The following is an 18674-nucleotide window of genomic DNA, read 5'->3' on the forward strand; positions in this document are numbered from 1 at the left end:
GTGGACCTGGTGATGGACGCTGCGGAGATCGGCGAGGTGATCCGCCTGGCCACCGGTCGCGACGAGCCGCCGTTCGTCATCGAGGAGATCGAACCGGGTCGTCTGGTCGTGCGCCTTCCGTTCCAGCAGCGCATGCTGCGTCCCGGTGGCACGCTCTCCGGCCCGTCGCTGTTCACGGCGGCCGACCTCGCGATGTGGGTCGCGGTGATGGCCCACTACGGGCCGGTGGTTGCTGCGGTGACGGCGAACCTGAGCATCAGCTTCCTCACCCGCGGTGAGCCGGGGGACATCCTGGCCGAGGTCCGCCTGCTCAAGAAGGGCCGCCGGCTGGCGGTCATGGACATCGGGCTGTTCTCCGCGGCGGACCCGAAGACCCGGGTCGCGCACGTCACCGGCTCCTACGCCATCCCCTCCCAGGCGACGCAGGCCTGAACCCGTCCTCGACACAGCGACGGCCCGCCTCCCGGGAGGGAAGCGGGCCGTCGTCGTACGCAGTGGTCAGCAGGCGTTGGCGTAGGTCCCGAGGTTCGTGCCCGGCACGGCCTCGGGGGCACGGCCGCCGTTGAGGGAGTACTGGCGCAGCCAGTCCATCTGCATGCGGCTCTGGTTCATCGTCTTGCCGGGGACGGCCGCCATGCGGAAGCGCACGGTGAACGGAACGCCGGAGAGGGCCGCGGGTCGCTTCTCGGTGCGGATCGCCTTGGCGTTGACGTACCAGGTGATCCGGCTGCTGGTCACCTCGACGGCGAAGACGTTCCAGACGTCGGTGCCGAGGTTCGGCCGCGTGGTCGTCGCCGTGTACTCCAGGTCCGGCAGGTTGCGGATCTTGAGGTTGGCGGTGTGGGAGCCCAGCTTGTAGCCCTCGAACACGATGTTGCGGGCGCCGCAGTGCTGCTCACGGTCGCCGGCCGGGATCAGCTCGGTCCGCACGGTGTAGTTCGTCGCGCTGGTGCTGTAGCGCTTCGAGCGGAGGCGGATCTCCCACCGTCCGGTCGTCGCCCCCGGGCGGTGGAGCGTCGCCGTGACCGAGCCCTTGCGGCCGGTGTTGAGCGTCAGCATGCCGTTCTGGTTGCGGATCAGGGTCGTGTTGGAGCGACCCCAGACGCTCTTGACCGGGCCGACGAAGTCGTCCTGCCAGATCGGCTTGCCCCAGTTGTACTCGGTCTGGGCGTTGACCGGGCCCCAGATCGTTGCGTCGGCGGGCTGCAGTGGCGCGAGAAGCGTCAGTGCGGCCGCCACGATGGCGAGTCGGCGAACTGCTCGGTGAACAAACATGTCCAGCACCGTAAGCGACACTCCATGCAAACCCCATATCCCCGCACGTCGGGGGAGAGTGCGCTAGCGATTTGGAGCGCCGCCGGAACTCTGACAAGATAGCCCGGTTGCTCCGGCGGGTTGCCGGGGTGCGACACACATCTTGACTACTGAATCGCTCCTCCTGTGACGAGTCGGTGGTTGTGCTGTGGCCGCACCGATCCAGGAGACCCGATTCCAGTCCGATAAACCGTCGGACGCACCGCACAACACCACGAGGCCTACCCGGGGCCGGCGATTCGTTGCGAAGCAATAGCGCGACACGCCCGACCGCGGGGGTCGAGTGGGGTGGGGAACAACAGGCGGGACGGCTTCACCCGGAGCCGATCTCGACACAGAACGCAGGTGTCGGCGAGAGCCCGGCACTGACACGAAGGACGAGAGAGACCTATGGCGGGACAGAAGATCCGCATCAGGCTCAAGGCCTATGACCACGAGGTGATCGACACCTCGGCGCGCAAGATCGTTGACACCGTGACCCGTACGGGCGCGAAGGTCGCCGGCCCGGTGCCGCTGCCGACCGAGAAGAACGTCTACTGCGTCATTCGCTCGCCGCACAAGTACAAGGACTCGCGCGAGCACTTCGAGATGCGCACCCACAAGCGCCTCATCGACATCATCGACCCCACGCCGAAGACCGTCGACTCGCTCATGCGTCTCGACCTGCCTGCCGGCGTCGACATCGAGATCAAGCTCTGAGGTAGATCGAGATGACTTACGAGCGCAACGTGAAGGGTCTGCTGGGCACCAAGCTCGGCATGACGCAGACCTGGGACGAGAACAACAAGATCGTCCCCCTGACTGTCGTTTCCGCGGCGACCAACGTCGTCACCGCGGTCCGCAAGGTCGAGACCGACGGCTACAACGCCGTGCAGGTCGGCTACGGCGAGATCGACGGCCGCAAGGTGAGCAAGCCGGTCGCCGGCCAGTTCGCCAAGGCCGGCGTGACGCCCCGCCGCCACGTGGTCGAGATCCGCACCGCTGACGCCGCCGCCTTCGCCGCCGGCCAGGAGCTGACCGTCGAGACCTTCGCCGCTGGCGACGTCCTCGACGTGACCGGCACCTCCAAGGGCAAGGGCTTCGCCGGTGTCATGAAGCGTCACGGCTTTGCCGGTGTCTCCGCTTCGCACGGTGCCCACCGCAACCACCGCAAGCCCGGTTCCATCGGCGCCTGCGCGACCCCGGGTCGCGTCTTCAAGGGTCTCCGCATGGCCGGCCGCATGGGTGGCGACATCGTGACCACGCAGAACATCACGGTCCACGCGATCGACGCCGAGAAGGGCCTCGTGCTCCTCAAGGGCGCCGTTCCTGGCCCCAAGGGCGGTCTCGTGGTTCTCCGCTCCGCCGTGAAGAAGGAGGCCTCCAAGTGAGCACCCTCAAGGTCGAGCTTCCCGTCGAGATCTTCGACGTCGAGCCGAACATCCCGCTGATCCACCAGGTCGTCGTCGCCCAGCAGGCTGCTGCCCGCCAGGGCACGCACGCGACCAAGACCCGCGGCGAGGTCCGCGGTGGTGGCAAGAAGCCGTACAAGCAGAAGGGCACCGGTCGCGCCCGCCAGGGCTCGACCCGCGCTCCGCAGTTCGCCGGTGGTGGCACCGTCCACGGTCCGCAGCCGCGTGACTACGACCAGCGCACCCCGAAGAAGATGAAGGCCGCCGCGCTCAAGGGCGCCCTGTCGGACCGCGCCCGCAACGGCCGGATCCACGTGGTCGACTCCCTGGTCTCCGGCGAGAAGCCGTCGACCAAGGCTGCCATCGCTTCGCTCGCCGGCCTCTCGGACCGCACGAAGTTCCTCGTGGTCCTTGAGCGTGGTGACAACCTCACCTGGCTGTCCCTCCGCAACGCGGCGAACGTCCACATCATCGCCGTCGACCAGCTGAACACGTACGACGTTCTGCTGTCCGACGACGTGGTCTTCACCAAGGGCGCGTACGACGCGTTCGTGGCCCCGAAGGAGGCCTGAGCATGAGCACGCTGCACAAGGACCACCGCGACATCCTGCTCGCGCCGGTCGTGTCCGAGAAGAGCTACGCCCTCCTCGACGCGAACAAGTACACCTTCCTGGTGCACCCGGACGCGAACAAGACCGAGATCAAGATCGCCGTCGAGAAGGTCTTCGGCGTCAAGGTCACCTCGGTCAACACGATCAACCGTGTCGGCAAGACGCGCCGTACCCGCACGGGTCTCGGCAAGCGCAAGGACACCAAGCGCGCCATCGTCAGCCTTGCCGAGGGTCACTCCATCGACATCTTCGGAGGTCAGGCCTGATGGGCATCCGCAAGTACAAGCCGACTACGCCGGGCCGTCGTGGCTCGTCGGTCGCCGACTTCGTCGAGATCACTCGCTCGACGCCGGAGAAGTCGCTCACGCGTCCGCTCCCGAAGACCGGTGGCCGTAACAACCAGGGCCGCATCACGACCCGTCACATCGGTGGCGGTCACAAGCGTGCCTACCGCGTCATCGACTTCAAGCGTTACGACAAGGACGGCGTGCCGGCCAAGGTCGCTCACATCGAGTACGACCCCAACCGCACCGCGCGCATCGCGCTCCTGCACTACGCCGACGGCGAGAAGCGCTACATCATCGCGCCGAAGGGCGTCACGCAGGGCACCCCGATCGAGGCCGGCGTCAACGCCGACATCAAGCCGGGCAACAACCTGCCGCTGCGCAACATCCCCGTCGGTACGACGATCCACTGCATCGAGCTCCGTCCCGGTGGCGGCGCGAAGATCGCCCGCTCGGCCGGCATGTCGGCGCAGCTCGTCGCCCGTGAGGGTTCGCGCGCCACGCTGCGCATGCCCTCCGGCGAGATGCGGTACGTCGACGTCCGCTGCCGCGCCACGATCGGCGAGGTCGGCAACGCCGAGCAGTCGAACATCAACTGGGGCAAGGCCGGCCGCATGCGCTGGAAGGGCGTCCGCCCGACCGTCCGTGGTGTCGTCATGAACCCGGTCGACCACCCGCACGGTGGTGGTGAGGGCAAGACCTCCGGTGGTCGCCACCCGGTCTCCCCGTGGGGCAAGCCCGAGGGCCGCACGCGCAAGCGCAAGGCCAGCGACTCCCAGATCATCCGTCGCCGCAAGTCCGGAAAGGGCCGCAAGTAATGCCGCGCAGTCTCAAGAAGGGTCCCTTCGTCGACGGCCACCTTCTCAAGAAGGTGGACGCCGAGAACGAGAAGGGCACCCACAACGTCATCAAGACCTGGTCGCGCCGTTCCATGATCCTGCCGTCCTTCATCGGACACACGATCGCGGTGCACGACGGTCGCAAGCACGTGCCGGTCTTCGTCTCCGACTCCATGGTCGGTCACAAGCTCGGTGAGTTCGCTCCGACGCGTACCTACAAGGGTCACGTGAAGGAAGACCGGAAGGGGAAGCGTCGATGACCGCCGCTGCTCGTACCGCCACGAGCGACCGTCGCAAGTCGCTCCTCGGTGACAAGCCGGGCGCGTTCGCCGTCGCCCGCTTCCAGCGCATCACGCCGATGAAGGCCCGCCGTGTCGTCGACATGGTCCGCGGTCTTCCGGTGGACGACGCCCTGTCGCTGCTGCAGTTCGCTCCGCAGGCTGCCGCTGAGACCGTCTACAAGGTCCTCGAGTCCGCGATCGCGAACGCCGAGAGCACCGAGGGCCTGAACGCTGCTGACCTGTTCGTCAGCGTTGCCCGCGTCGACGAGGGTCCGACGATGAAGCGCTGGCGTCCGCGTGCCCAGGGCCGCGCGACGCGCATCAACAAGCGCACCTCGCACATCACGCTCGTCGTGCAGCCGAAGGAGGCCTGAGCATGGGTCAGAAGATCCACCCGAACGGATTCCGTCTCGGCATCTCGACCGACCACAAGTCGCGTTGGTACGCCGACAAGCTGTACTCGTCGTACGTCGGCGAGGACGTCGCGATCCGCAAGCTGCTCTCCAAGGGCATGGACCGCGCCGGCATCGCCAAGGTCGAGATCGAGCGCACCCGTGACCGCGTCCGTGTGGACATCCACACGGCCCGCCCGGGCATCGTCATCGGTCGCCGTGGCGCCGAGGCCGACCGCATCCGCGGCGAGCTCGAGAAGCTGACCGGCAAGCAGGTCCAGCTGAACATCCTCGAGGTCAAGAACCCCGAGATCGAGGCGCAGCTCGTCGCCCAGGGCGTTGCCGAGCAGCTCTCCGGTCGCGTGCAGTTCCGTCGTGCGATGAAGAAGGCCATCCAGACCTCGATGCGTTCTGGCGCCAAGGGCGTCAAGATCCAGTGCTCCGGCCGCCTCAACGGCGCCGAGATGTCGCGCACCGAGTTCTACCGCGAGGGTCAGGTTCCGCTGCACACGCTGCGTGCCGACATCGACTACGGCTTCTACGAGGCCAAGACGACCTTCGGCCGCATCGGCGTGAAGGTCTGGATCTACAAGGGCGAGGTCGCGGGCACCCGCGCCGAGCGTGAGGCGCAGGCTGCGGCCCGTGCCGGTGCGCCCGGCCGTGGTGGCCGTCCGGCGCGCGGTGGTGACCGTCCGAACCGTGGTTCGCGTGGTGACCGTCCGCAGCGTGCTGACCGCGCCGAGGCTCCCGCCGAGGCCACCGCCGCCGTCGAGGCGCCGGCCGCCGAGGCTGTTACCACCGGTCAGGAGGGCTGACGCCATGCTGATGCCGCGTCGTGTCAAGCACCGCAAGCAGCACCACCCGGACCGTCGTGGTGTTGCCAAGGGCGGTACCTCGCTCGCCTTCGGCGAGTTCGGTATCCAGGCCCTCGAGCCGCACTACGTGACGAACCGCCAGATCGAGTCTGCGCGTATCGCCATGACCCGCCACATCAAGCGTGGCGGCAAGGTGTGGATCAACATCTACCCGGACCGTCCGCTCACGAAGAAGCCGGCCGAGACCCGCATGGGTTCCGGTAAGGGTTCGCCGGAGTGGTGGGTCGCCAACGTCAAGGCCGGCCGTGTCATGTTCGAGCTCTCCGGTGTTCCGGAGGACGTGGCCCGCGAGGCGATGCGCCGCGCGATCCACAAGCTCCCCATGAAGTGCCGTTTCATTTCGCGAGAGGCGGGTGAGTTCTGATGGCTACCGCTTTCGAGCTCGACGAGCTGAACAACACGGACCTCGAGGCCAAGCTCCGCGAGGCCAAGGAGGAGCTGTTCAACCTCCGCTTCCAGGCCGCCACCGGCCAGCTGGAGAGCAACGGCCGTCTCCGCACGGTCAAGAAGGACATCGCCCGGATCTACACCGTCGTGCGCGAGCGTGAGCTCGGTATTCGCACGGCGCCGGGCGCGACGGCTGAGGAGGCCTGATGAGCGAGAACGCCACCACCGAGGCGCGCAACGCCCGCAAGGTCCGCGAGGGCCTCGTCGTCAGCGACAAGATGGACAAGACCATCGTCGTCTCTGTCGAGGACCGCGTGAAGCACGCCCTCTACGGCAAGGTCATGCGTCGCACGATCAAGCTGAAGGCGCACGACGAGAACAACGAGTGCGGCATCGGCGACCGCGTCACCATCATGGAGACGCGCCCGCTGTCCGCCACGAAGCGTTGGCGCCTCGTCTCGATCGTCGAGAAGGCCAAGTGACCTGCGGCCGCCGGTCCCGGCAGTGATGCCGGGGCCGGGGGCCGACCCAGATTCCAAAGCAAGTTCGGCAAGGCTCGTTGCCCGCTGAGGCGGCGAGAACCAGCTCGACAACCAGGAGAAATCAATGATCCAGCAGGAGTCGCGACTCAAGGTCGCCGACAACACCGGTGCCAAGGAGATCCTTTGCATCCGTGTTCTCGGTGGCTCGGGTCGACGCTACGCCGGTATCGGTGACGTCATCGTCGCCACCGTGAAGGACGCGATCCCCGGTGGCAACGTCAAGAAGGGTGACGTCGTCAAGGCCGTCGTCGTGCGCACGGTGAAGGAGCGCCGTCGTCCGGACGGTTCCTACATCAAGTTCGACGAGAACGCCGCTGTCATCCTCAAGGCTGACGGTGAGCCCCGTGGTACCCGCATCTTCGGCCCCGTGGGCCGCGAGCTGCGCGAGAAGAAGTTCATGAAGATCATCTCGCTGGCTCCGGAGGTGCTGTGATGGCTAGCTTCAACATCAAGACCGGTGACACCGTCAAGGTCATCGCCGGCAAGGACAAGGGCGTGACCGGCAAGGTCCTGTCCGTCCTCCGCGAGGACGACCGTGTCGTCGTCGAGGGTGTCAACCAGGTCAAGAAGCACGTCAAGGCGATGGCCCAGGGCCAGGAGTCGGGCATCGTGACCGTCGAGGCCCCGATCCACGTCTCGAACGTCATGCTCGTCGAGGGTGACGGCGTCACCCGCGTCGGCTTCAAGAAGGTCGAGGGCACCAAGAAGCGTGCCGACGGCTCTTCGTACACCGTGGAGCGCTCCGTGCGCATCTCCCGCAAGACGGGGGAGGAGATCTGATGACCGAGACCATTCAGCCCCGCCTGAAGACCCGCTACCGCGAGGAGATCGTGCCGGCCCTCAAGGCCGAGTTCGAGCTTCCCAACGTCATGCTGGTCCCCGGCCTGACGAAGATCGTCGTCAACATGGGTGTCGGCGACGCTGCCAAGGACTCGAAGCTGATCGAGGGTGCGGTCAAGGACCTCACCGCGATCACGGGCCAGAAGCCGCAGATCACCAAGGCCCGCAAGTCCATCGCGCAGTTCAAGCTGCGTGAGGGCATGCCGATCGGTGCGCACGTCACCCTGCGTGGTGACCGCATGTGGGAGTTCCTCGACCGCCTCCTGGCGCTCGCCCTCCCGCGTATCCGCGACTTCCGTGGTCTGAACCCGAACCAGTTCGACGGTCGTGGCAACTACACCTTCGGTCTCACGGAGCAGGTCATGTTCCACGAGATCGACCAGGACAAGATCGACCGGTCGCGCGGTATGGACATCACGCTCGTGACCACGGCCACCACCGACGACCAGGGCCGCGCGCTGCTCAAGCAGCTCGGCTTCCCGTTCAAGGAGAACTGACATGGCGAAGACTTCGCTCAAGGTCAAGGCTGCGCGCAAGCCGAAGTTCGCTGTCCGCGGTTACACCCGCTGCCAGCGCTGCGGCCGCCCGAAGGCCGTCTACCGCAAGTTCGGCCTGTGCCGTATCTGCCTGCGGGAGATGGCTCACCGTGGCGAGCTCCCCGGCGTGACCAAGTCCTCCTGGTGACCAGGTCCCGGATTTCCACCTATCGCTGAAGGTCCGTACGCCGCTGAGCGCGCGGAAACCGCAGCAGAGAGAGAACACGCATCATGACGATGACTGACCCGATCGCAGACATGCTCACGCGTCTGCGCAACGCCAACCAGGCGTACCACGACACGGTCGCCATGCCGTACTCCAAGCTGAAGCAGGGTGTCGCCGACATCCTCAAGCAGGAGGGCTACATCACGTCGTACGAGGTTGCCGACAACGTCGACGCGGACGGCCAGCCGGCCGTCGGCAAGACGCTGACCATCACCCTCAAGTACGGCCGCAGCCGCGAGCGTTCCATCGCTGGCGTCCGCCGCATCAGCAAGCCGGGCCTCCGGGTCTACGCCAAGCACACGGGTCTCCCGAAGGTGCTCGGCGGTCTCGGCGTCGCGATCATCTCGACGTCGCAGGGCCTGCTCACCGACCGCCAGGCGAACCAGAAGGGCGTGGGCGGCGAAGTCCTCGCCTACGTCTGGTGATCTGAGACCGAGAGAGGAAGAAGAAGCATGTCGCGCATTGGCAAGCTCCCGATCACGGTCCCGGCGAACGTGGACGTGACCATCGAGGGCGACCTCGTGACCGTCAAGGGTCCCAAGGGCACCCTGTCCCACAACGTCGTCGCGCCGATCACGGTCGAGAAGAACGAGGGCGTCCTGGACGTCATCCGCCCGGACGACAGCCGTCAGGCGAAGTCGTACCACGGCCTGACCCGGACCCTGATCAGCAACATGGTCACCGGCGTCACCGAGGGCTACGAGAAGAAGCTCGAGATCGTCGGCGTGGGTTACCGCGTCCTGCCGAAGGGCCCGACGCAGCTCGAGTTCCAGCTCGGCTACTCGCACTCGATCACCTTCGACGCCCCCGAGGGCATCACCTTCACCACGGACGGTCCGGTCAAGCTGGCCGTCCTGGGCATCGACAAGCAGCTCGTCGGTGAGGTCGCTGCCAACATTCGCAAGCTGCGGAAGCCGGAGCCCTACAAGGGCAAGGGCGTCCGCTACGCCGGCGAGCACATCCGTCGCAAGGTCGGAAAGGCTGGTAAGTGACCATGGCGATCTCGCTCAAGAACAACAAGCACACCTCCGCTCGAGTGCGTTCGCGCCTCAAGCGTCAGGTTCGTGGCCGCAAGAAGATCTCCGGTACGGACGAGCGTCCGCGCCTGGTCGTCACGAAGTCGGCCAAGCACCTTTCCGTCCAGGTCGTCAACGACCTCGTCGGCAAGACGCTCGCGTACGCGTCGACCATGGAGAAGGACGTTCGTGCCTTCGAGGGCGACAAGACTGCCAAGGCGAAGAAGGTCGGCGAGCTCGTCGCCGAGCGCGCCAAGGCTGCGGGCATCGAGGCGGTCGTCTTCGACCGTGCCGGTAACAAGTACCACGGTCGCATCGCTGCGCTGGCGGACTCCGCCCGCGAGGCCGGTCTGACCTTCTGATTGCGACAGAGAGAGAAGAGGAAAGTCTGATGAGCGGAGCCCAGCAGCGCGGTCAGCGCGCCGGTGGCGAGCGCCAGTCGGGCGGTCGTGGAGGCCGCGACGGTCGTCGCGGTGACCAGAACGCCGACAAGACCGCCTACATCGAGCGTGTCGTCGCGATCAACCGTGTCGCCAAGGTCGTGAAGGGTGGTCGTCGCTTCAGCTTCACCGCCCTCGTGATCGTCGGTGACGGCGAAGGCATGGTCGGCGTCGGCTACGGCAAGGCGAAGGAGGTGCCGGCCGCCATCGCCAAGGGTGTTGAGGAGGCCAAGAAGCACTTCTTCAAGGTCCCCCGCATCCAGGGCACCATCCCCCACCCGGTCCAGGGCGAGAAGGCTGCGGGCGTCGTCCTGCTCCGTCCGGCCGCTCCGGGTACCGGTGTCATCGCGGGTGGTCCGGTTCGCGCCGTGCTCGAGTGCGCCGGCATTCACGACGTCCTGAGCAAGTCGCTCGGTTCGTCCAACCAGATCAACATCGTCCACGCGACGGTCGAGGCGCTCAAGATGCTCGAGGAGCCGGAGGCTGTTGCCAGCCGTCGCGGCCTCCCGGTCGAGCACGTTGCCCCGGCCGCTCTGCTCAAGGCCCGTGCGGAGGTGTCTTCCTGATGGCCCAGCTCAAGGTGACTCAGCTCCGCGGCAAGGTCGGTCTGAAGCAGAACCAGCGCGAGACCCTGCGCACGCTGGGTCTCAAGCGGATCGGCGACGTGGTCGTCAAGGAAGACCGCCCGGAGATCCGGGGCATGGTCAACACGGTCCGTCACCTCGTGACGGTCGAGGAGGTCAACTGACATGGCCGCTCTGAAGCTGCACCACCTGCGTCCCGCCCCGGGAGCCAAGACCGCCAAGACCCGTGTTGGTCGTGGTGAGGGCTCCAAGGGTAAGACCGCCGGTCGTGGTACCAAGGGCACCAAGGCGCGTTACCAGGTTCCGGTTGCCTTCGAGGGTGGCCAGATGCCGATCCACATGCGTCTGCCGAAGCTCAAGGGCTTCAAGAACCCGTTCAAGGTGGTCTTCCAGGTCGTGAACCTGGACCGGATCTCCGAGCTCTTCCCCGAGGGCGGCGCGGTCACCGTTGCCGACCTCGTCGCCAAGGGCGCGGTTCGTGACGGCCACCCGGTCAAGGTCCTGGGCTCCGGTGACATCACCGTCGCCGTCCAGGTCACCGCTGACGCCTTCTCCGGCTCTGCCAAGGAGAAGATCGAGGCTGCCGGCGGTTCCGTCACCGTCGCCTGACCAGGTCAAGCAACCACCGCGAGGGGCTCCGGATTCGTCCGGCGCCCCTCGCGCGGTTTGGGTCACACCCCTGCCTGTTAGGCTTCCCGAGCCCGTGCCGGCCCCGCTTCGAAGCGGAAGGGCCGCCGGGCACGTGTCTCCCCACTGTCTGCTGCAACTGAGAAGAGGATCACCGTGCTGGGCGCGTTCGCCAACGCCTTCCGGACGCCGGACCTGCGACGCAAGTTGCTGTTCGTGCTCTTCGTCATCGTCCTCTTCCGCCTGGGATCGCAGATCCCCGCGCCGGGCGTCAACGTCGCGAATGTCGAGGGTTGCCTCAACGACATCAAGGACAACAGCGTCTACAACCTGATCAACCTGTTCTCGGGTGGCGCGCTGCTGCAGCTGACCATCTTCGCGCTCGGGATCATGCCGTACATCACGGCGAGCATCATCCTGCAGCTTCTCGTGGTCGTGATCCCGCGCCTGGAGGCCCTCAAGAACGAGGGCCAGGCCGGCCAGCAGAAGATCACCCAGTACACCCGGTACCTCACGCTGGCGCTCGCGCTGCTGCAGGCCACCGGCATCGTCGCGCTCGCGCGCTCGAAGCAGCTCCTCCAGGGCTGCAGCAACGACCTGCTCTACAACAACGACAGCATCCAGGTCTTCCTGGTCATGGTCGTCACGATGACTGCCGGCACGGCCGTGATCATGTGGCTGGGCGAGCTCATCACCGACCGCGGCATCGGCAACGGCATGTCGATCCTGATCTTCACCCAGGTCGTCGCGACCTTCCCGGGCGCGCTCTGGGGCGTGAAGCAGTCGAAGGGCTGGGCGACGTTCGCGATCGTCATGGCGATCGGTCTCGTCATCGTCGCCGGCGTCATCTTCATCGAGCAGGCGCAGCGCCGCATCCCGGTGCAGTACGCCCGCCGCATGGTCGGCCGCAAGATGTTCGGCGGCAGCTCGACCTACATCCCGCTGAAGGTCAACCAGGCCGGCATCATCCCCGTCATCTTCGCCAGCTCGCTGCTCTACCTGCCGGCGATGGCCGTGCAGTTCAACCAGGGCAAGACCGACCAGGCGAAGTGGGTCACCTGGCTCAACGACTACCTCGTCGGTGGTGACCACCCGCTCTACATGGCCCTCTACTTCGGCCTCATCATCTTCTTCACCTACTTCTACGTCTCGATCACGTTCAACCCTGCTGAGGTCGCGGACAACATGAAGAAGTACGGCGGCTTCATCCCCGGGATCCGGGCGGGCAAGCCGACCGAGGACTACCTCGCGTACGTCCTGTCCCGGATCACGCTGCCGGGAGCTCTCTACCTCGGTCTGATCTCGCTGATCCCGCTGATCGCCTTCGCAGTGCTGCACGCCAGCCAGAAGTTCCCGTTCGGCGGCACCTCGATCCTCATCATGGTCGGTGTCGCGCTCGACACGGTGAAGCAGATCGAGAGCCAGCTCCAGCAGCGCAACTACGAAGGATTCCTCCGCTGATGCGACTTCTCATCATGGGCCCGCCGGGTGCGGGCAAGGGCACCCAGGCCGTCGACCTCGCCAAGAGCATCGGTGGTGCGCACATCTCGACGGGCGACATGTTCCGCGAGAACCTGGCCAACAACACCGAGCTCGGTCAGCTCGCCCGCTCCTACATGGACAAGGGCCAGTACGTCCCGGACGAGGTCACCAACGGCATGGTCCGTGACCGTCTCGCCCAGCCCGACGCGCAGGCGTTCGTCCTCGACGGCTACCCGCGGACGGCGGACCAGGTCGCCGAGCTCGACGACATCCTGGCCTCGATGGGCACCAAGCTCGACGGCGTCATCTCGCTCGTGGTCGAGGACCGTGAGGAGCTCGTGCAGCGCATGATCAAGCGCGCCGAGACCAGCGGTCGTGCCGATGACACCGAAGAGGTCATCCGCCACCGCCAGGACGTCTACGACGCCGAGACCGCCGCGCTGGTGCCGCTCTACCAGGAGCGCGGCATCCTGCACGAGGTCGACGGCATCGGCACCATCGACGAGGTCGCGGCGCGCATCGCCGCCGTCGTCGACTCCCTGCGAGGCTGACGTGAGCCTCCGCGGTCGCGCCGTCGAGATCAAGAGCCCCGAGCAGCTCCGTGTCATGCGGAAGGCCGGCCTCCTGACGGGGCAGGCGCTCGAGGCAGTGCGCGCGGCGGTCAAGCCGGGCGTCACCACGCTCCAGCTCGACGCGATCGCGGAGGACACCATCCGCTCGGGCGGCGGCATCCCGTCGTTCAAGGGGTACAGCCACCCGCCGTTCCCGGCGACGATCTGTGCCTCGGTCAACGACGAGATCGTGCACGGGATCCCCAACGAGCGGGTGCTCGTCGAGGGCGACATCGTCTCCATCGACTGCGGCGCCATCGTCGAGGGCTGGCACGGCGACTCCGCGATCACGGTCCCCGTGGGCGGGGACGCCGCGGTGGGCGGTGACGTGCGCGAGCTGCTGCGGGTGACCGAGGAGTCGCTGTGGGCCGGCATCGCGGCCCTGCGTCTCGGCGGCCGCGTCACCGACGTCTCCGCCGCCGTCGAGGGTTACCTGCGAAGCCAGGCGCACCCGACCGGCGGCTCCTGGGGCATCCTCGAGGACTTCACCGGTCACGGCATCGGGTCACAGCTGCACATGGCCCCTGACGTCCCCAACTACGGCCGCGCCGGTCGCGGCCCGAAGGTGGAGCGTGGCCTCGCGCTCGCCATCGAGCCGATGGTCACGCTCGGCTCGCACCGCTGGAAGACCTACGACGACGAGTGGACCATCGCGTCGCAGGACGGCTCCTGGGCCGCACACTTCGAGCACACCGTCGCGATGACCGCGGGTGGCGCCTGGGTGCTGACGGCGCTCGACGGGGGAGAGGCCCGGCTCGCCGAGCTCGGGGTCCCCTTCGGCGGACTCTCCTGACGGAACACCGACGGTGTCGGCGGGGTTGAGCACCTCGTGACTCCCGCGCTCTCGGTCCTCGACCTCGTCCCCGTCCGCTCGGACCAGTCCACCGGCGACGCCCTCGCGGCCTCGCGCCGGCTCGCCCGCGTGGCCGACGAGCTCGGCCTGCGTCGCTACTGGGTGGCCGAGCACCACAACATGCCCGGTGTCGCGGCGACCAACCCGCCCGTGCTGATCGCGATGCTGGCGGCAGCCACCTCGCGGATCCGTGTCGGCTCTGGCGGGGTGATGCTGCCCAACCACGCGCCGTACGTCGTGGCGGAGCAGTTCGCCCTGCTCGAGGCGGCACACCCCGGGCGCATCGACCTCGGCATCGGTCGCGCACCCGGCACGGACCCGCTGACCCGTTACGTGCTGCGCGGGGGAGCCGGGCCGACCGAGGAGGACCCGGTCGCCCGCTTTCCCGAGTACGTCGACGAGGTGCGGATGCTGCTCGAGCCCGACGGCGTGGAGGCCCAGCTCGGCAGCCGCCGCCACGGTCTCCGGGCGACGCCCGCCGCTCGGTCCGTGCCCACGGCCTGGCTGCTGGGTTCCTCCGACTACTCGGCACGGCTCGCGGCGGAGCGCGGTCTTCCCTACGTCTTCGCCCATCACTTCGCGGGGAAGGGGACGGCCGAGGCGCTTGCCCTCTACCGCTCGGCGTACCGGCCGAGTGCTGAGCACCCCGAGCCGCAGACGTTCCTGACCGTCAACGCGGTCGTCGCGGCGACGGCTGCCGAGGCGGAGCGGCTGGCGCTGCCGAACCAGCAGTCGATGCTGGCCCTGATGCACGGCGCAGAGCTCTTCCCCCAGCGCCTGGTGGAGGACGCCGAGCTGTTCGGAATCCCGGAGGAGCAGCGGGGTCTCGCGTCGGCGATGCTGCGGCGCTGGGTGGTCGGTGACCCGGCGTCCGCAGCCGCCCAGGTGCGCGAGCTGGCGGCGACGTACGGCGTGGACGAGGTCATGGTGCACCCGGTCGCAGGCGCCCTGAAGGGGACGCCGCGCGATGCGGCGCCGGCGCGCGAGGAGACCCTGCGCCTGCTCGCGAGCGAGCTGGTCGATGAGGGGCACGGCGCCCGGCGGGACTAGATCGGATTAGGTCAACGCGCCACGCCGTGGCTAGACTGGTCCGTCGGCCCAACGTGGGTCTGTTTCGTGGTGCCTCGCGGCTGCCCGGATCGCAACGCCTCCACCGTTCTCGGTGGCTCGCACGCGCCCGGGGAAATGAGCGCCACAGACGACACACGAGGTCCACTCGTCCCGACGGCGAGAGGTTCCCGGGCCACCGGTAGAAGCAGCAACAAGATGGGATGGCATGCCGAAGAAGGAAGGCGTGATCGAGCTCGAGGGCACGATCACTGAAGCACTGCCCAACGCGATGTTCCGGGTGGAGCTGAGCAACGGTCACAAGGTGCTCGCCCACATCAGCGGCAAGATGCGCCAGCACTACATCCGCATCCTCCCCGAGGACCGCGTGGTGGTGGAGCTCTCTCCCTACGACCTCACCCGGGGTCGCATCGTCTACCGCTACAAGTGACACAGCCGAACTAGCTAGAAAGGGCTGACATGAAGGTCAACCCCTCCGTCAAGCCGATCTGTGACAAGTGCAAGGTGATCCGTCGCCACGGCCGCGTCATGGTGATCTGCGAGAACCCGCGCCACAAGCAGCGCCAGGGCTGAGGCCCGGGGCCCTCGGTCCCGCCTCCCTCGCAACCAGCAACACAGCACCACCACTCAATCGAGTCGCTAGCGCCGTACGGCGTGAAGCCACCTCCGGAGCAGAGGCCGGAGCCTGGGTACCCACCCGGGACGCGACACGACCAGACACCTCTGTGAACTACCGAAGGGACCGCCATTCATGGCACGCCTCGTTGGTGTGGATCTCCCGCGTGACAAGCGCATCGAGATCGCGCTCACCTACATCTACGGCATCGGCCGTACCACCGCCGCTCAGCTCCTGGAGACCACGGGCGTGAACCCGTCGCTCCGCGTTCACGAGCTGGGTGACGAGGAGCTGGTCAAGCTCCGCGACGCGATCGAGGCCGCCGGCCTCAAGATCGAGGGTGACCTCCGTCGTGAGGTCGCCGCCGACATCCGCCGCAAGATCGAGATCGGCAGCTACCAGGGTCGCCGCCACCGCATGGGCCTCCCGGTCCACGGTCAGCGCACCAAGACCAACGCTCGTACCCGCAAGGGCCCGAAGCGCACCGTCGCCGGCAAGAAGAAGAAGTGACCTTCCGGTCCTTCTGACTTCCTCGAACTCACAGACCAGCCACCTCAGGAGATTCTGAATGCCTCCCAAGAGCCGACAGGCTGCGGCGAAGACCAAGATCCGCCGCAAGGAGAAGAAGAACGTCGCTCAGGGCGAAGCCCACATCAAGAGCACGTTCAACAACACCATCGTCACCATCACGGACCCCACCGGTGCCGTGATCTCGTGGGCCTCTGCCGGCACCGTCGGCTTCAAGGGCTCGCGCAAGTCCACGCCGTTCGCCGCGCAGATGGCCGCCGAGGCCGCCGGCCGCCGTGCCATGGAGCACGGCATGAAGAAGATCGACGTGTTCGTCAAGGGCCCGGGTTCCGGTCGTGAGACCGCCATCCGTTCGCTCGGTGCCATCGGCCTCGAGGTCGGCACCATCCAGGACGTCACGCCGGCCCCGCACAACGGTTGCCGCCCGCCCAAGCGCCGTCGCGTCTGATCACCCGAGACTTTAGGAGACTTTGAGATATGGCCCGTTACACCGGCCCCATGACCAAGAAGTCGCGCCGTCTCGGTGTCGACCTCGTTGGCGGCGACGCTGCGTTCGAGAAGCGTCCCTACCCGCCGGGCCAGCACGGCCGCGGCCGCGTCAAGGAGAGCGAGTTCCTCCTCCAGCTTCGCGAGAAGCAGAAGGCCCGCTTCACCTACGGCGTCCTGGAGAAGCAGTTCCACAAGTACTACGTCGAGGCGTCGCGTCGCTCCGGCAAGACCGGTGAGAACCTCCTCCAGCTGCTCGAGGCCCGCCTCGACAACGTCGTGTACCGCGCCGGCTTCGCCCGCACCCGCAAGCACGCCCGCCAGCTCGTCGTCCACGGTCACTTCCTCGTGAACGGCAAGAAGGTCAACATCCCGTCGTTCCAGGTCTCGCAGTACGACGTCATCGACGTCCGCGAGAAGTCGCTCGAGATGACCCCGTTCATCGTCGCGCGTGAGACCCACGGCGAGCGCATCGTCCCGGCGTGGCTCGAGGCCATCCCGGGCCGCATGCGGATCCTCGTGCACCAGCTTCCGGTTCGGGCGCAGATCGACCTGCCCGTCCAGGAGCAGCTGATCGTCGAGTACTACTCGAAGAAGTGATTCTTCGTTCCCGGGCCCGCTCCGGCGGGCCCGGGAACATCGCTCCGCAACTTCAACTTCCTCATCCTCGAAGTTCGGGTCCGTCAAATATCGGTCGGGCCCGGGAAGGAAAGAATCAGTGCTCATCGCACAGCGCCCCACCCTGTCCGAAGAGGTCGTCGACGAGTTCCGCTCGCGGTTCGTCATCGAGCCGCTGGAGCCCGGCTTCGGCTACACCCTCGGCAACTCGCTCCGTCGCACCCTGCTCTCGAGCATCCCGGGCGCCTCGGTCACGAGCATCAAGATCGACTCCGTCCTGCACGAGTTCTCGACCATCGAGGGCGTGAAGGAGGATGTCACCGAGATCATCCTGAACCTCAAGGGCCTGGTCGTCTCCTCGGAGAACGACGAGCCGGTCACCATGTACCTGCGCAAGTCGGGTGCCGGTGACGTGACCGCCGCCGACATCCAGCCGCCGGCCGGTGTCGAGGTCCACAACCCCGAGCTCAAGATCGCCACGCTGTCCGACAAGGGCTCGCTGGAGATGGAGCTCGTCGTCGAGCGCGGCCGTGGCTACGTCTCGGCCGTCCAGAACAAGGGTGGCGACAACGAGATCGGCCGCATGCCGGTCGACTCGATCTACTCGCCCGTCCTCAAGGTCAGCTACAAGGTCGAGGCGACGCGAGTCGAGCAGCGCACCGACTTCGACAAGCTGATCATCGACGTCGAGACCAAGCCGTCCATCGCCCCGCGTGACGCCCTCGCCTCGGCGGGCAAGACGCTGGTCGAGCTCTTCGGTCTGGCCCGCGAGCTGAACGTCGAGGCCGAGGGCATCGACATCGGCCCGTCGCCGATCGACGAGCAGCTGGCTGCCGACCTCGCCCTCCCGGTCGAGGACCTGCAGCTCACCGTCCGCTCCTACAACTGCCTCAAGCGCGAGGGCATCCACACCGTGGGTGAGCTCATCGGCCGTTCCGAGCAGGACCTCCTCGACATCCGGAACTTCGGTTCCAAGTCGATCGACGAGGTCAAGGGCAAGCTCGTCGAGATGGGCCTGTCCCTCAAGGACAGCGCGCCGGGCTTCGACGCCGCTGCCGCCCTCGCGGCGTACGGCGACGACGACGACGACTCGTTCGTCGAGGACGAGCAGTACTGATGTGACTCCGGTCGGGGCGGCGCCTGCCGCCCCGACCTCATCAAAACCCCGCGACGCTCCGGTCGCGGGTCTACCCGGGTACCTGACACGGCCCGAGAGAAAGAGAGATG

General features: G+C 67.0%; 33 protein-coding genes. 32 read left to right on the forward strand and 1 reads right to left on the reverse strand.

Annotated elements, in window-relative coordinates:
• Entirely contained in the window at positions 1-432 is a 432-nt protein-coding gene (locus tag Q5722_RS09870; RefSeq protein WP_305028041.1) for a PaaI family thioesterase, read from the forward strand.
• A 66-nt stretch (positions 433-498) separates the two neighbouring features.
• On the opposite strand, the gene Q5722_RS09875 is transcribed toward Q5722_RS09870, so the two are convergent.
• The gene (locus Q5722_RS09875) at positions 499-1275 is read right to left on the reverse strand and encodes a LamG domain-containing protein (protein WP_305028042.1); all 777 of its coding nucleotides are present in this window, start codon (positions 1273-1275) and stop codon (positions 499-501) included.
• Between the two features lie 429 nt (positions 1276-1704).
• On the opposite strand from Q5722_RS09875, the gene rpsJ reads away from it, so the two are divergent.
• The 31 genes from rpsJ (at position 1705) to Q5722_RS10030 (ending at position 18564) form a co-directional block, all read left to right on the forward strand.
• Entirely contained in the window at positions 1705-2013 is a 309-nt protein-coding gene (gene rpsJ, locus Q5722_RS09880; RefSeq protein WP_008360994.1) for a 30S ribosomal protein S10, read from the forward strand.
• Positions 2014-2024: 11 nt separating this feature from the next.
• The gene (rplC, locus tag Q5722_RS09885; RefSeq protein ID WP_305028043.1) at positions 2025-2684 is read left to right on the forward strand and encodes a 50S ribosomal protein L3; all 660 of its coding nucleotides are present in this window, start codon (positions 2025-2027) and stop codon (positions 2682-2684) included.
• Entirely contained in the window at positions 2681-3277 is a 597-nt protein-coding gene (gene rplD, locus Q5722_RS09890) for a 50S ribosomal protein L4, sunset domain variant (RefSeq protein ID WP_305028044.1), read from the forward strand. The genes rplC and rplD overlap by 4 nt, the downstream gene beginning before the upstream one ends.
• Positions 3278-3279: 2 nt before the next feature.
• On the forward strand, positions 3280-3582 hold the full coding sequence (rplW, locus tag Q5722_RS09895; protein ID WP_305028045.1) for a 50S ribosomal protein L23: 303 nt from the start codon (positions 3280-3282) through the stop codon (positions 3580-3582).
• Entirely contained in the window at positions 3582-4418 is an 837-nt protein-coding gene (gene rplB / locus Q5722_RS09900; RefSeq protein ID WP_305028046.1) for a 50S ribosomal protein L2, read from the forward strand. The genes rplW and rplB overlap by 1 nt, the downstream gene beginning before the upstream one ends.
• On the forward strand, positions 4418-4699 hold the full coding sequence (rpsS, locus tag Q5722_RS09905) for a 30S ribosomal protein S19 (protein WP_107700753.1): 282 nt from the start codon (positions 4418-4420) through the stop codon (positions 4697-4699). Before rplB ends, rpsS begins: the two co-directional genes overlap by 1 nt.
• Positions 4696-5094 carry a 50S ribosomal protein L22 gene (gene rplV, locus Q5722_RS09910; protein ID WP_305028047.1) on the forward strand — a complete coding sequence of 133 codons (399 nt, stop codon included), beginning with the start codon at positions 4696-4698 and terminating at the stop codon, positions 5092-5094. Before rpsS ends, rplV begins: the two co-directional genes overlap by 4 nt.
• A gap of 2 nt (positions 5095-5096) precedes the next feature.
• Entirely contained in the window at positions 5097-5927 is an 831-nt protein-coding gene (gene rpsC / locus Q5722_RS09915) for a 30S ribosomal protein S3 (protein WP_305028048.1), read from the forward strand.
• Between the two features lie 4 nt (positions 5928-5931).
• A complete protein-coding gene (rplP, locus tag Q5722_RS09920; protein ID WP_305028049.1) occupies positions 5932-6351 on the forward strand; it encodes a 50S ribosomal protein L16 in 420 nt (139 codons plus the stop codon).
• Entirely contained in the window at positions 6351-6581 is a 231-nt protein-coding gene (rpmC, locus tag Q5722_RS09925) for a 50S ribosomal protein L29 (protein ID WP_305028050.1), read from the forward strand. The genes rplP and rpmC overlap by 1 nt, the downstream gene beginning before the upstream one ends.
• Complete coding sequence (gene rpsQ, locus Q5722_RS09930; RefSeq protein ID WP_131585642.1) at positions 6581-6856, forward strand: 30S ribosomal protein S17; 276 nt, start codon at positions 6581-6583, stop codon at positions 6854-6856. The genes rpmC and rpsQ overlap by 1 nt, the downstream gene beginning before the upstream one ends.
• 124 nt (positions 6857-6980) lie before the next feature.
• Positions 6981-7349, forward strand: coding sequence for a 50S ribosomal protein L14 (gene rplN, locus Q5722_RS09935; RefSeq protein ID WP_131585643.1), 369 nt, complete (start codon positions 6981-6983; stop codon positions 7347-7349).
• A complete protein-coding gene (gene rplX, locus Q5722_RS09940) occupies positions 7349-7696 on the forward strand; it encodes a 50S ribosomal protein L24 (protein ID WP_305028051.1) in 348 nt (115 codons plus the stop codon). The genes rplN and rplX overlap by 1 nt, the downstream gene beginning before the upstream one ends.
• Positions 7696-8253 carry a 50S ribosomal protein L5 gene (gene rplE / locus Q5722_RS09945; protein WP_305028052.1) on the forward strand — a complete coding sequence of 186 codons (558 nt, stop codon included), beginning with the start codon at positions 7696-7698 and terminating at the stop codon, positions 8251-8253. The genes rplX and rplE overlap by 1 nt, the downstream gene beginning before the upstream one ends.
• A gap of 1 nt (position 8254) precedes the next feature.
• Positions 8255-8440: a type Z 30S ribosomal protein S14 gene (locus Q5722_RS09950; protein ID WP_010831721.1), complete on the forward strand. Its 186-nt coding sequence runs from the start codon at positions 8255-8257 to the stop codon at positions 8438-8440.
• Positions 8441-8523: 83 nt separating this feature from the next.
• Complete coding sequence (gene rpsH / locus Q5722_RS09955) at positions 8524-8943, forward strand: 30S ribosomal protein S8 (RefSeq protein ID WP_305028053.1); 420 nt, start codon at positions 8524-8526, stop codon at positions 8941-8943.
• Between the two features lie 27 nt (positions 8944-8970).
• Entirely contained in the window at positions 8971-9510 is a 540-nt protein-coding gene (rplF, locus tag Q5722_RS09960; RefSeq protein WP_305028054.1) for a 50S ribosomal protein L6, read from the forward strand.
• Positions 9511-9512: 2 nt separating this feature from the next.
• Complete coding sequence (gene rplR / locus Q5722_RS09965; protein ID WP_305028359.1) at positions 9513-9896, forward strand: 50S ribosomal protein L18; 384 nt, start codon at positions 9513-9515, stop codon at positions 9894-9896.
• A gap of 29 nt (positions 9897-9925) precedes the next feature.
• Positions 9926-10540 carry a 30S ribosomal protein S5 gene (gene rpsE, locus Q5722_RS09970; protein WP_305028055.1) on the forward strand — a complete coding sequence of 205 codons (615 nt, stop codon included), beginning with the start codon at positions 9926-9928 and terminating at the stop codon, positions 10538-10540.
• Entirely contained in the window at positions 10540-10722 is a 183-nt protein-coding gene (gene rpmD / locus Q5722_RS09975) for a 50S ribosomal protein L30 (RefSeq protein ID WP_107700740.1), read from the forward strand. The genes rpsE and rpmD overlap by 1 nt, the downstream gene beginning before the upstream one ends.
• Before the next feature lies 1 nt (position 10723).
• Positions 10724-11167, forward strand: a complete 444-nt coding sequence (rplO, locus tag Q5722_RS09980) for a 50S ribosomal protein L15 (RefSeq protein WP_305028056.1) — start codon at positions 10724-10726, stop codon at positions 11165-11167.
• A gap of 174 nt (positions 11168-11341) precedes the next feature.
• Positions 11342-12646 carry a preprotein translocase subunit SecY gene (secY, locus tag Q5722_RS09985; RefSeq protein ID WP_305028057.1) on the forward strand — a complete coding sequence of 435 codons (1305 nt, stop codon included), beginning with the start codon at positions 11342-11344 and terminating at the stop codon, positions 12644-12646.
• Positions 12646-13218: an adenylate kinase gene (locus Q5722_RS09990; RefSeq protein ID WP_305028058.1), complete on the forward strand. Its 573-nt coding sequence runs from the start codon at positions 12646-12648 to the stop codon at positions 13216-13218. Before secY ends, Q5722_RS09990 begins: the two co-directional genes overlap by 1 nt.
• A 1-nt stretch (position 13219) precedes the next feature.
• Positions 13220-14071 carry a type I methionyl aminopeptidase gene (gene map / locus Q5722_RS09995; protein ID WP_305028059.1) on the forward strand — a complete coding sequence of 284 codons (852 nt, stop codon included), beginning with the start codon at positions 13220-13222 and terminating at the stop codon, positions 14069-14071.
• 36 nt (positions 14072-14107) lie between these two features.
• Positions 14108-15181, forward strand: a complete 1074-nt coding sequence (locus tag Q5722_RS10000) for an LLM class flavin-dependent oxidoreductase (protein WP_305028060.1) — start codon at positions 14108-14110, stop codon at positions 15179-15181.
• A gap of 226 nt (positions 15182-15407) precedes the next feature.
• A complete protein-coding gene (infA, locus tag Q5722_RS10005; RefSeq protein WP_026145687.1) occupies positions 15408-15629 on the forward strand; it encodes a translation initiation factor IF-1 in 222 nt (73 codons plus the stop codon).
• Between the two features lie 29 nt (positions 15630-15658).
• Positions 15659-15772, forward strand: a complete 114-nt coding sequence (rpmJ, locus tag Q5722_RS10010) for a 50S ribosomal protein L36 (RefSeq protein ID WP_004008316.1) — start codon at positions 15659-15661, stop codon at positions 15770-15772.
• A 178-nt stretch (positions 15773-15950) separates the two neighbouring features.
• Positions 15951-16325: a 30S ribosomal protein S13 gene (gene rpsM / locus Q5722_RS10015; protein WP_305028063.1), complete on the forward strand. Its 375-nt coding sequence runs from the start codon at positions 15951-15953 to the stop codon at positions 16323-16325.
• Between the two features lie 58 nt (positions 16326-16383).
• A complete protein-coding gene (gene rpsK / locus Q5722_RS10020; RefSeq protein WP_120060198.1) occupies positions 16384-16791 on the forward strand; it encodes a 30S ribosomal protein S11 in 408 nt (135 codons plus the stop codon).
• Between the two features lie 29 nt (positions 16792-16820).
• Positions 16821-17429: a 30S ribosomal protein S4 gene (rpsD, locus tag Q5722_RS10025; RefSeq protein WP_188783967.1), complete on the forward strand. Its 609-nt coding sequence runs from the start codon at positions 16821-16823 to the stop codon at positions 17427-17429.
• 118 nt (positions 17430-17547) lie between these two features.
• Positions 17548-18564: a DNA-directed RNA polymerase subunit alpha gene (locus tag Q5722_RS10030; protein ID WP_305028064.1), complete on the forward strand. Its 1017-nt coding sequence runs from the start codon at positions 17548-17550 to the stop codon at positions 18562-18564.
• Positions 18565-18674: the final 110 nt, after the last annotated feature.

Source organism: Nocardioides jiangxiensis, from assembly GCF_030580915.1.
Taxonomy (GTDB): Bacteria; Actinomycetota; Actinomycetes; order Propionibacteriales; family Nocardioidaceae; genus Nocardioides; species Nocardioides jiangxiensis.

Bases quoted from the DNA above. Each gene is read 5' to 3' on its own strand.
- Q5722_RS09875 (WP_305028042.1), bottom strand. From the start codon at position 1,275: ATGTTTGTTCACCGAGCAGTTCGCCGACTCGCCATCGTGGCGGCCGCA.
- rpsJ (WP_008360994.1), top strand. From the start codon at position 1,705: ATGGCGGGACAGAAGATCCGCATCAGGCTCAAGGCCTATGACCACGAG.
- rplC (WP_305028043.1), top strand. From the start codon at position 2,025: ATGACTTACGAGCGCAACGTGAAGGGTCTGCTGGGCACCAAGCTCGGC.
- rplW (WP_305028045.1), top strand. From the start codon at position 3,280: ATGAGCACGCTGCACAAGGACCACCGCGACATCCTGCTCGCGCCGGTC.
- rplB (WP_305028046.1), top strand. From the start codon at position 3,582: ATGGGCATCCGCAAGTACAAGCCGACTACGCCGGGCCGTCGTGGCTCG.
- rpsS (WP_107700753.1), top strand. From the start codon at position 4,418: ATGCCGCGCAGTCTCAAGAAGGGTCCCTTCGTCGACGGCCACCTTCTC.
- rplV (WP_305028047.1), top strand. From the start codon at position 4,696: ATGACCGCCGCTGCTCGTACCGCCACGAGCGACCGTCGCAAGTCGCTC.
- rpsC (WP_305028048.1), top strand. From the start codon at position 5,097: ATGGGTCAGAAGATCCACCCGAACGGATTCCGTCTCGGCATCTCGACC.
- rplP (WP_305028049.1), top strand. From the start codon at position 5,932: ATGCTGATGCCGCGTCGTGTCAAGCACCGCAAGCAGCACCACCCGGAC.
- rpmC (WP_305028050.1), top strand. From the start codon at position 6,351: ATGGCTACCGCTTTCGAGCTCGACGAGCTGAACAACACGGACCTCGAG.
- rpsQ (WP_131585642.1), top strand. From the start codon at position 6,581: ATGAGCGAGAACGCCACCACCGAGGCGCGCAACGCCCGCAAGGTCCGC.
- rplN (WP_131585643.1), top strand. From the start codon at position 6,981: ATGATCCAGCAGGAGTCGCGACTCAAGGTCGCCGACAACACCGGTGCC.
- rplX (WP_305028051.1), top strand. From the start codon at position 7,349: ATGGCTAGCTTCAACATCAAGACCGGTGACACCGTCAAGGTCATCGCC.
- rplE (WP_305028052.1), top strand. From the start codon at position 7,696: ATGACCGAGACCATTCAGCCCCGCCTGAAGACCCGCTACCGCGAGGAG.
- Q5722_RS09950 (WP_010831721.1), top strand. From the start codon at position 8,255: ATGGCGAAGACTTCGCTCAAGGTCAAGGCTGCGCGCAAGCCGAAGTTC.
- rpsH (WP_305028053.1), top strand. From the start codon at position 8,524: ATGACGATGACTGACCCGATCGCAGACATGCTCACGCGTCTGCGCAAC.
- rplF (WP_305028054.1), top strand. From the start codon at position 8,971: ATGTCGCGCATTGGCAAGCTCCCGATCACGGTCCCGGCGAACGTGGAC.
- rplR (WP_305028359.1), top strand. From the start codon at position 9,513: ATGGCGATCTCGCTCAAGAACAACAAGCACACCTCCGCTCGAGTGCGT.
- rpsE (WP_305028055.1), top strand. From the start codon at position 9,926: ATGAGCGGAGCCCAGCAGCGCGGTCAGCGCGCCGGTGGCGAGCGCCAG.
- rpmD (WP_107700740.1), top strand. From the start codon at position 10,540: ATGGCCCAGCTCAAGGTGACTCAGCTCCGCGGCAAGGTCGGTCTGAAG.
- rplO (WP_305028056.1), top strand. From the start codon at position 10,724: ATGGCCGCTCTGAAGCTGCACCACCTGCGTCCCGCCCCGGGAGCCAAG.
- Q5722_RS09990 (WP_305028058.1), top strand. From the start codon at position 12,646: ATGCGACTTCTCATCATGGGCCCGCCGGGTGCGGGCAAGGGCACCCAG.
- infA (WP_026145687.1), top strand. From the start codon at position 15,408: ATGCCGAAGAAGGAAGGCGTGATCGAGCTCGAGGGCACGATCACTGAA.
- rpmJ (WP_004008316.1), top strand. From the start codon at position 15,659: ATGAAGGTCAACCCCTCCGTCAAGCCGATCTGTGACAAGTGCAAGGTG.
- rpsM (WP_305028063.1), top strand. From the start codon at position 15,951: ATGGCACGCCTCGTTGGTGTGGATCTCCCGCGTGACAAGCGCATCGAG.
- rpsK (WP_120060198.1), top strand. From the start codon at position 16,384: ATGCCTCCCAAGAGCCGACAGGCTGCGGCGAAGACCAAGATCCGCCGC.
- rpsD (WP_188783967.1), top strand. From the start codon at position 16,821: ATGGCCCGTTACACCGGCCCCATGACCAAGAAGTCGCGCCGTCTCGGT.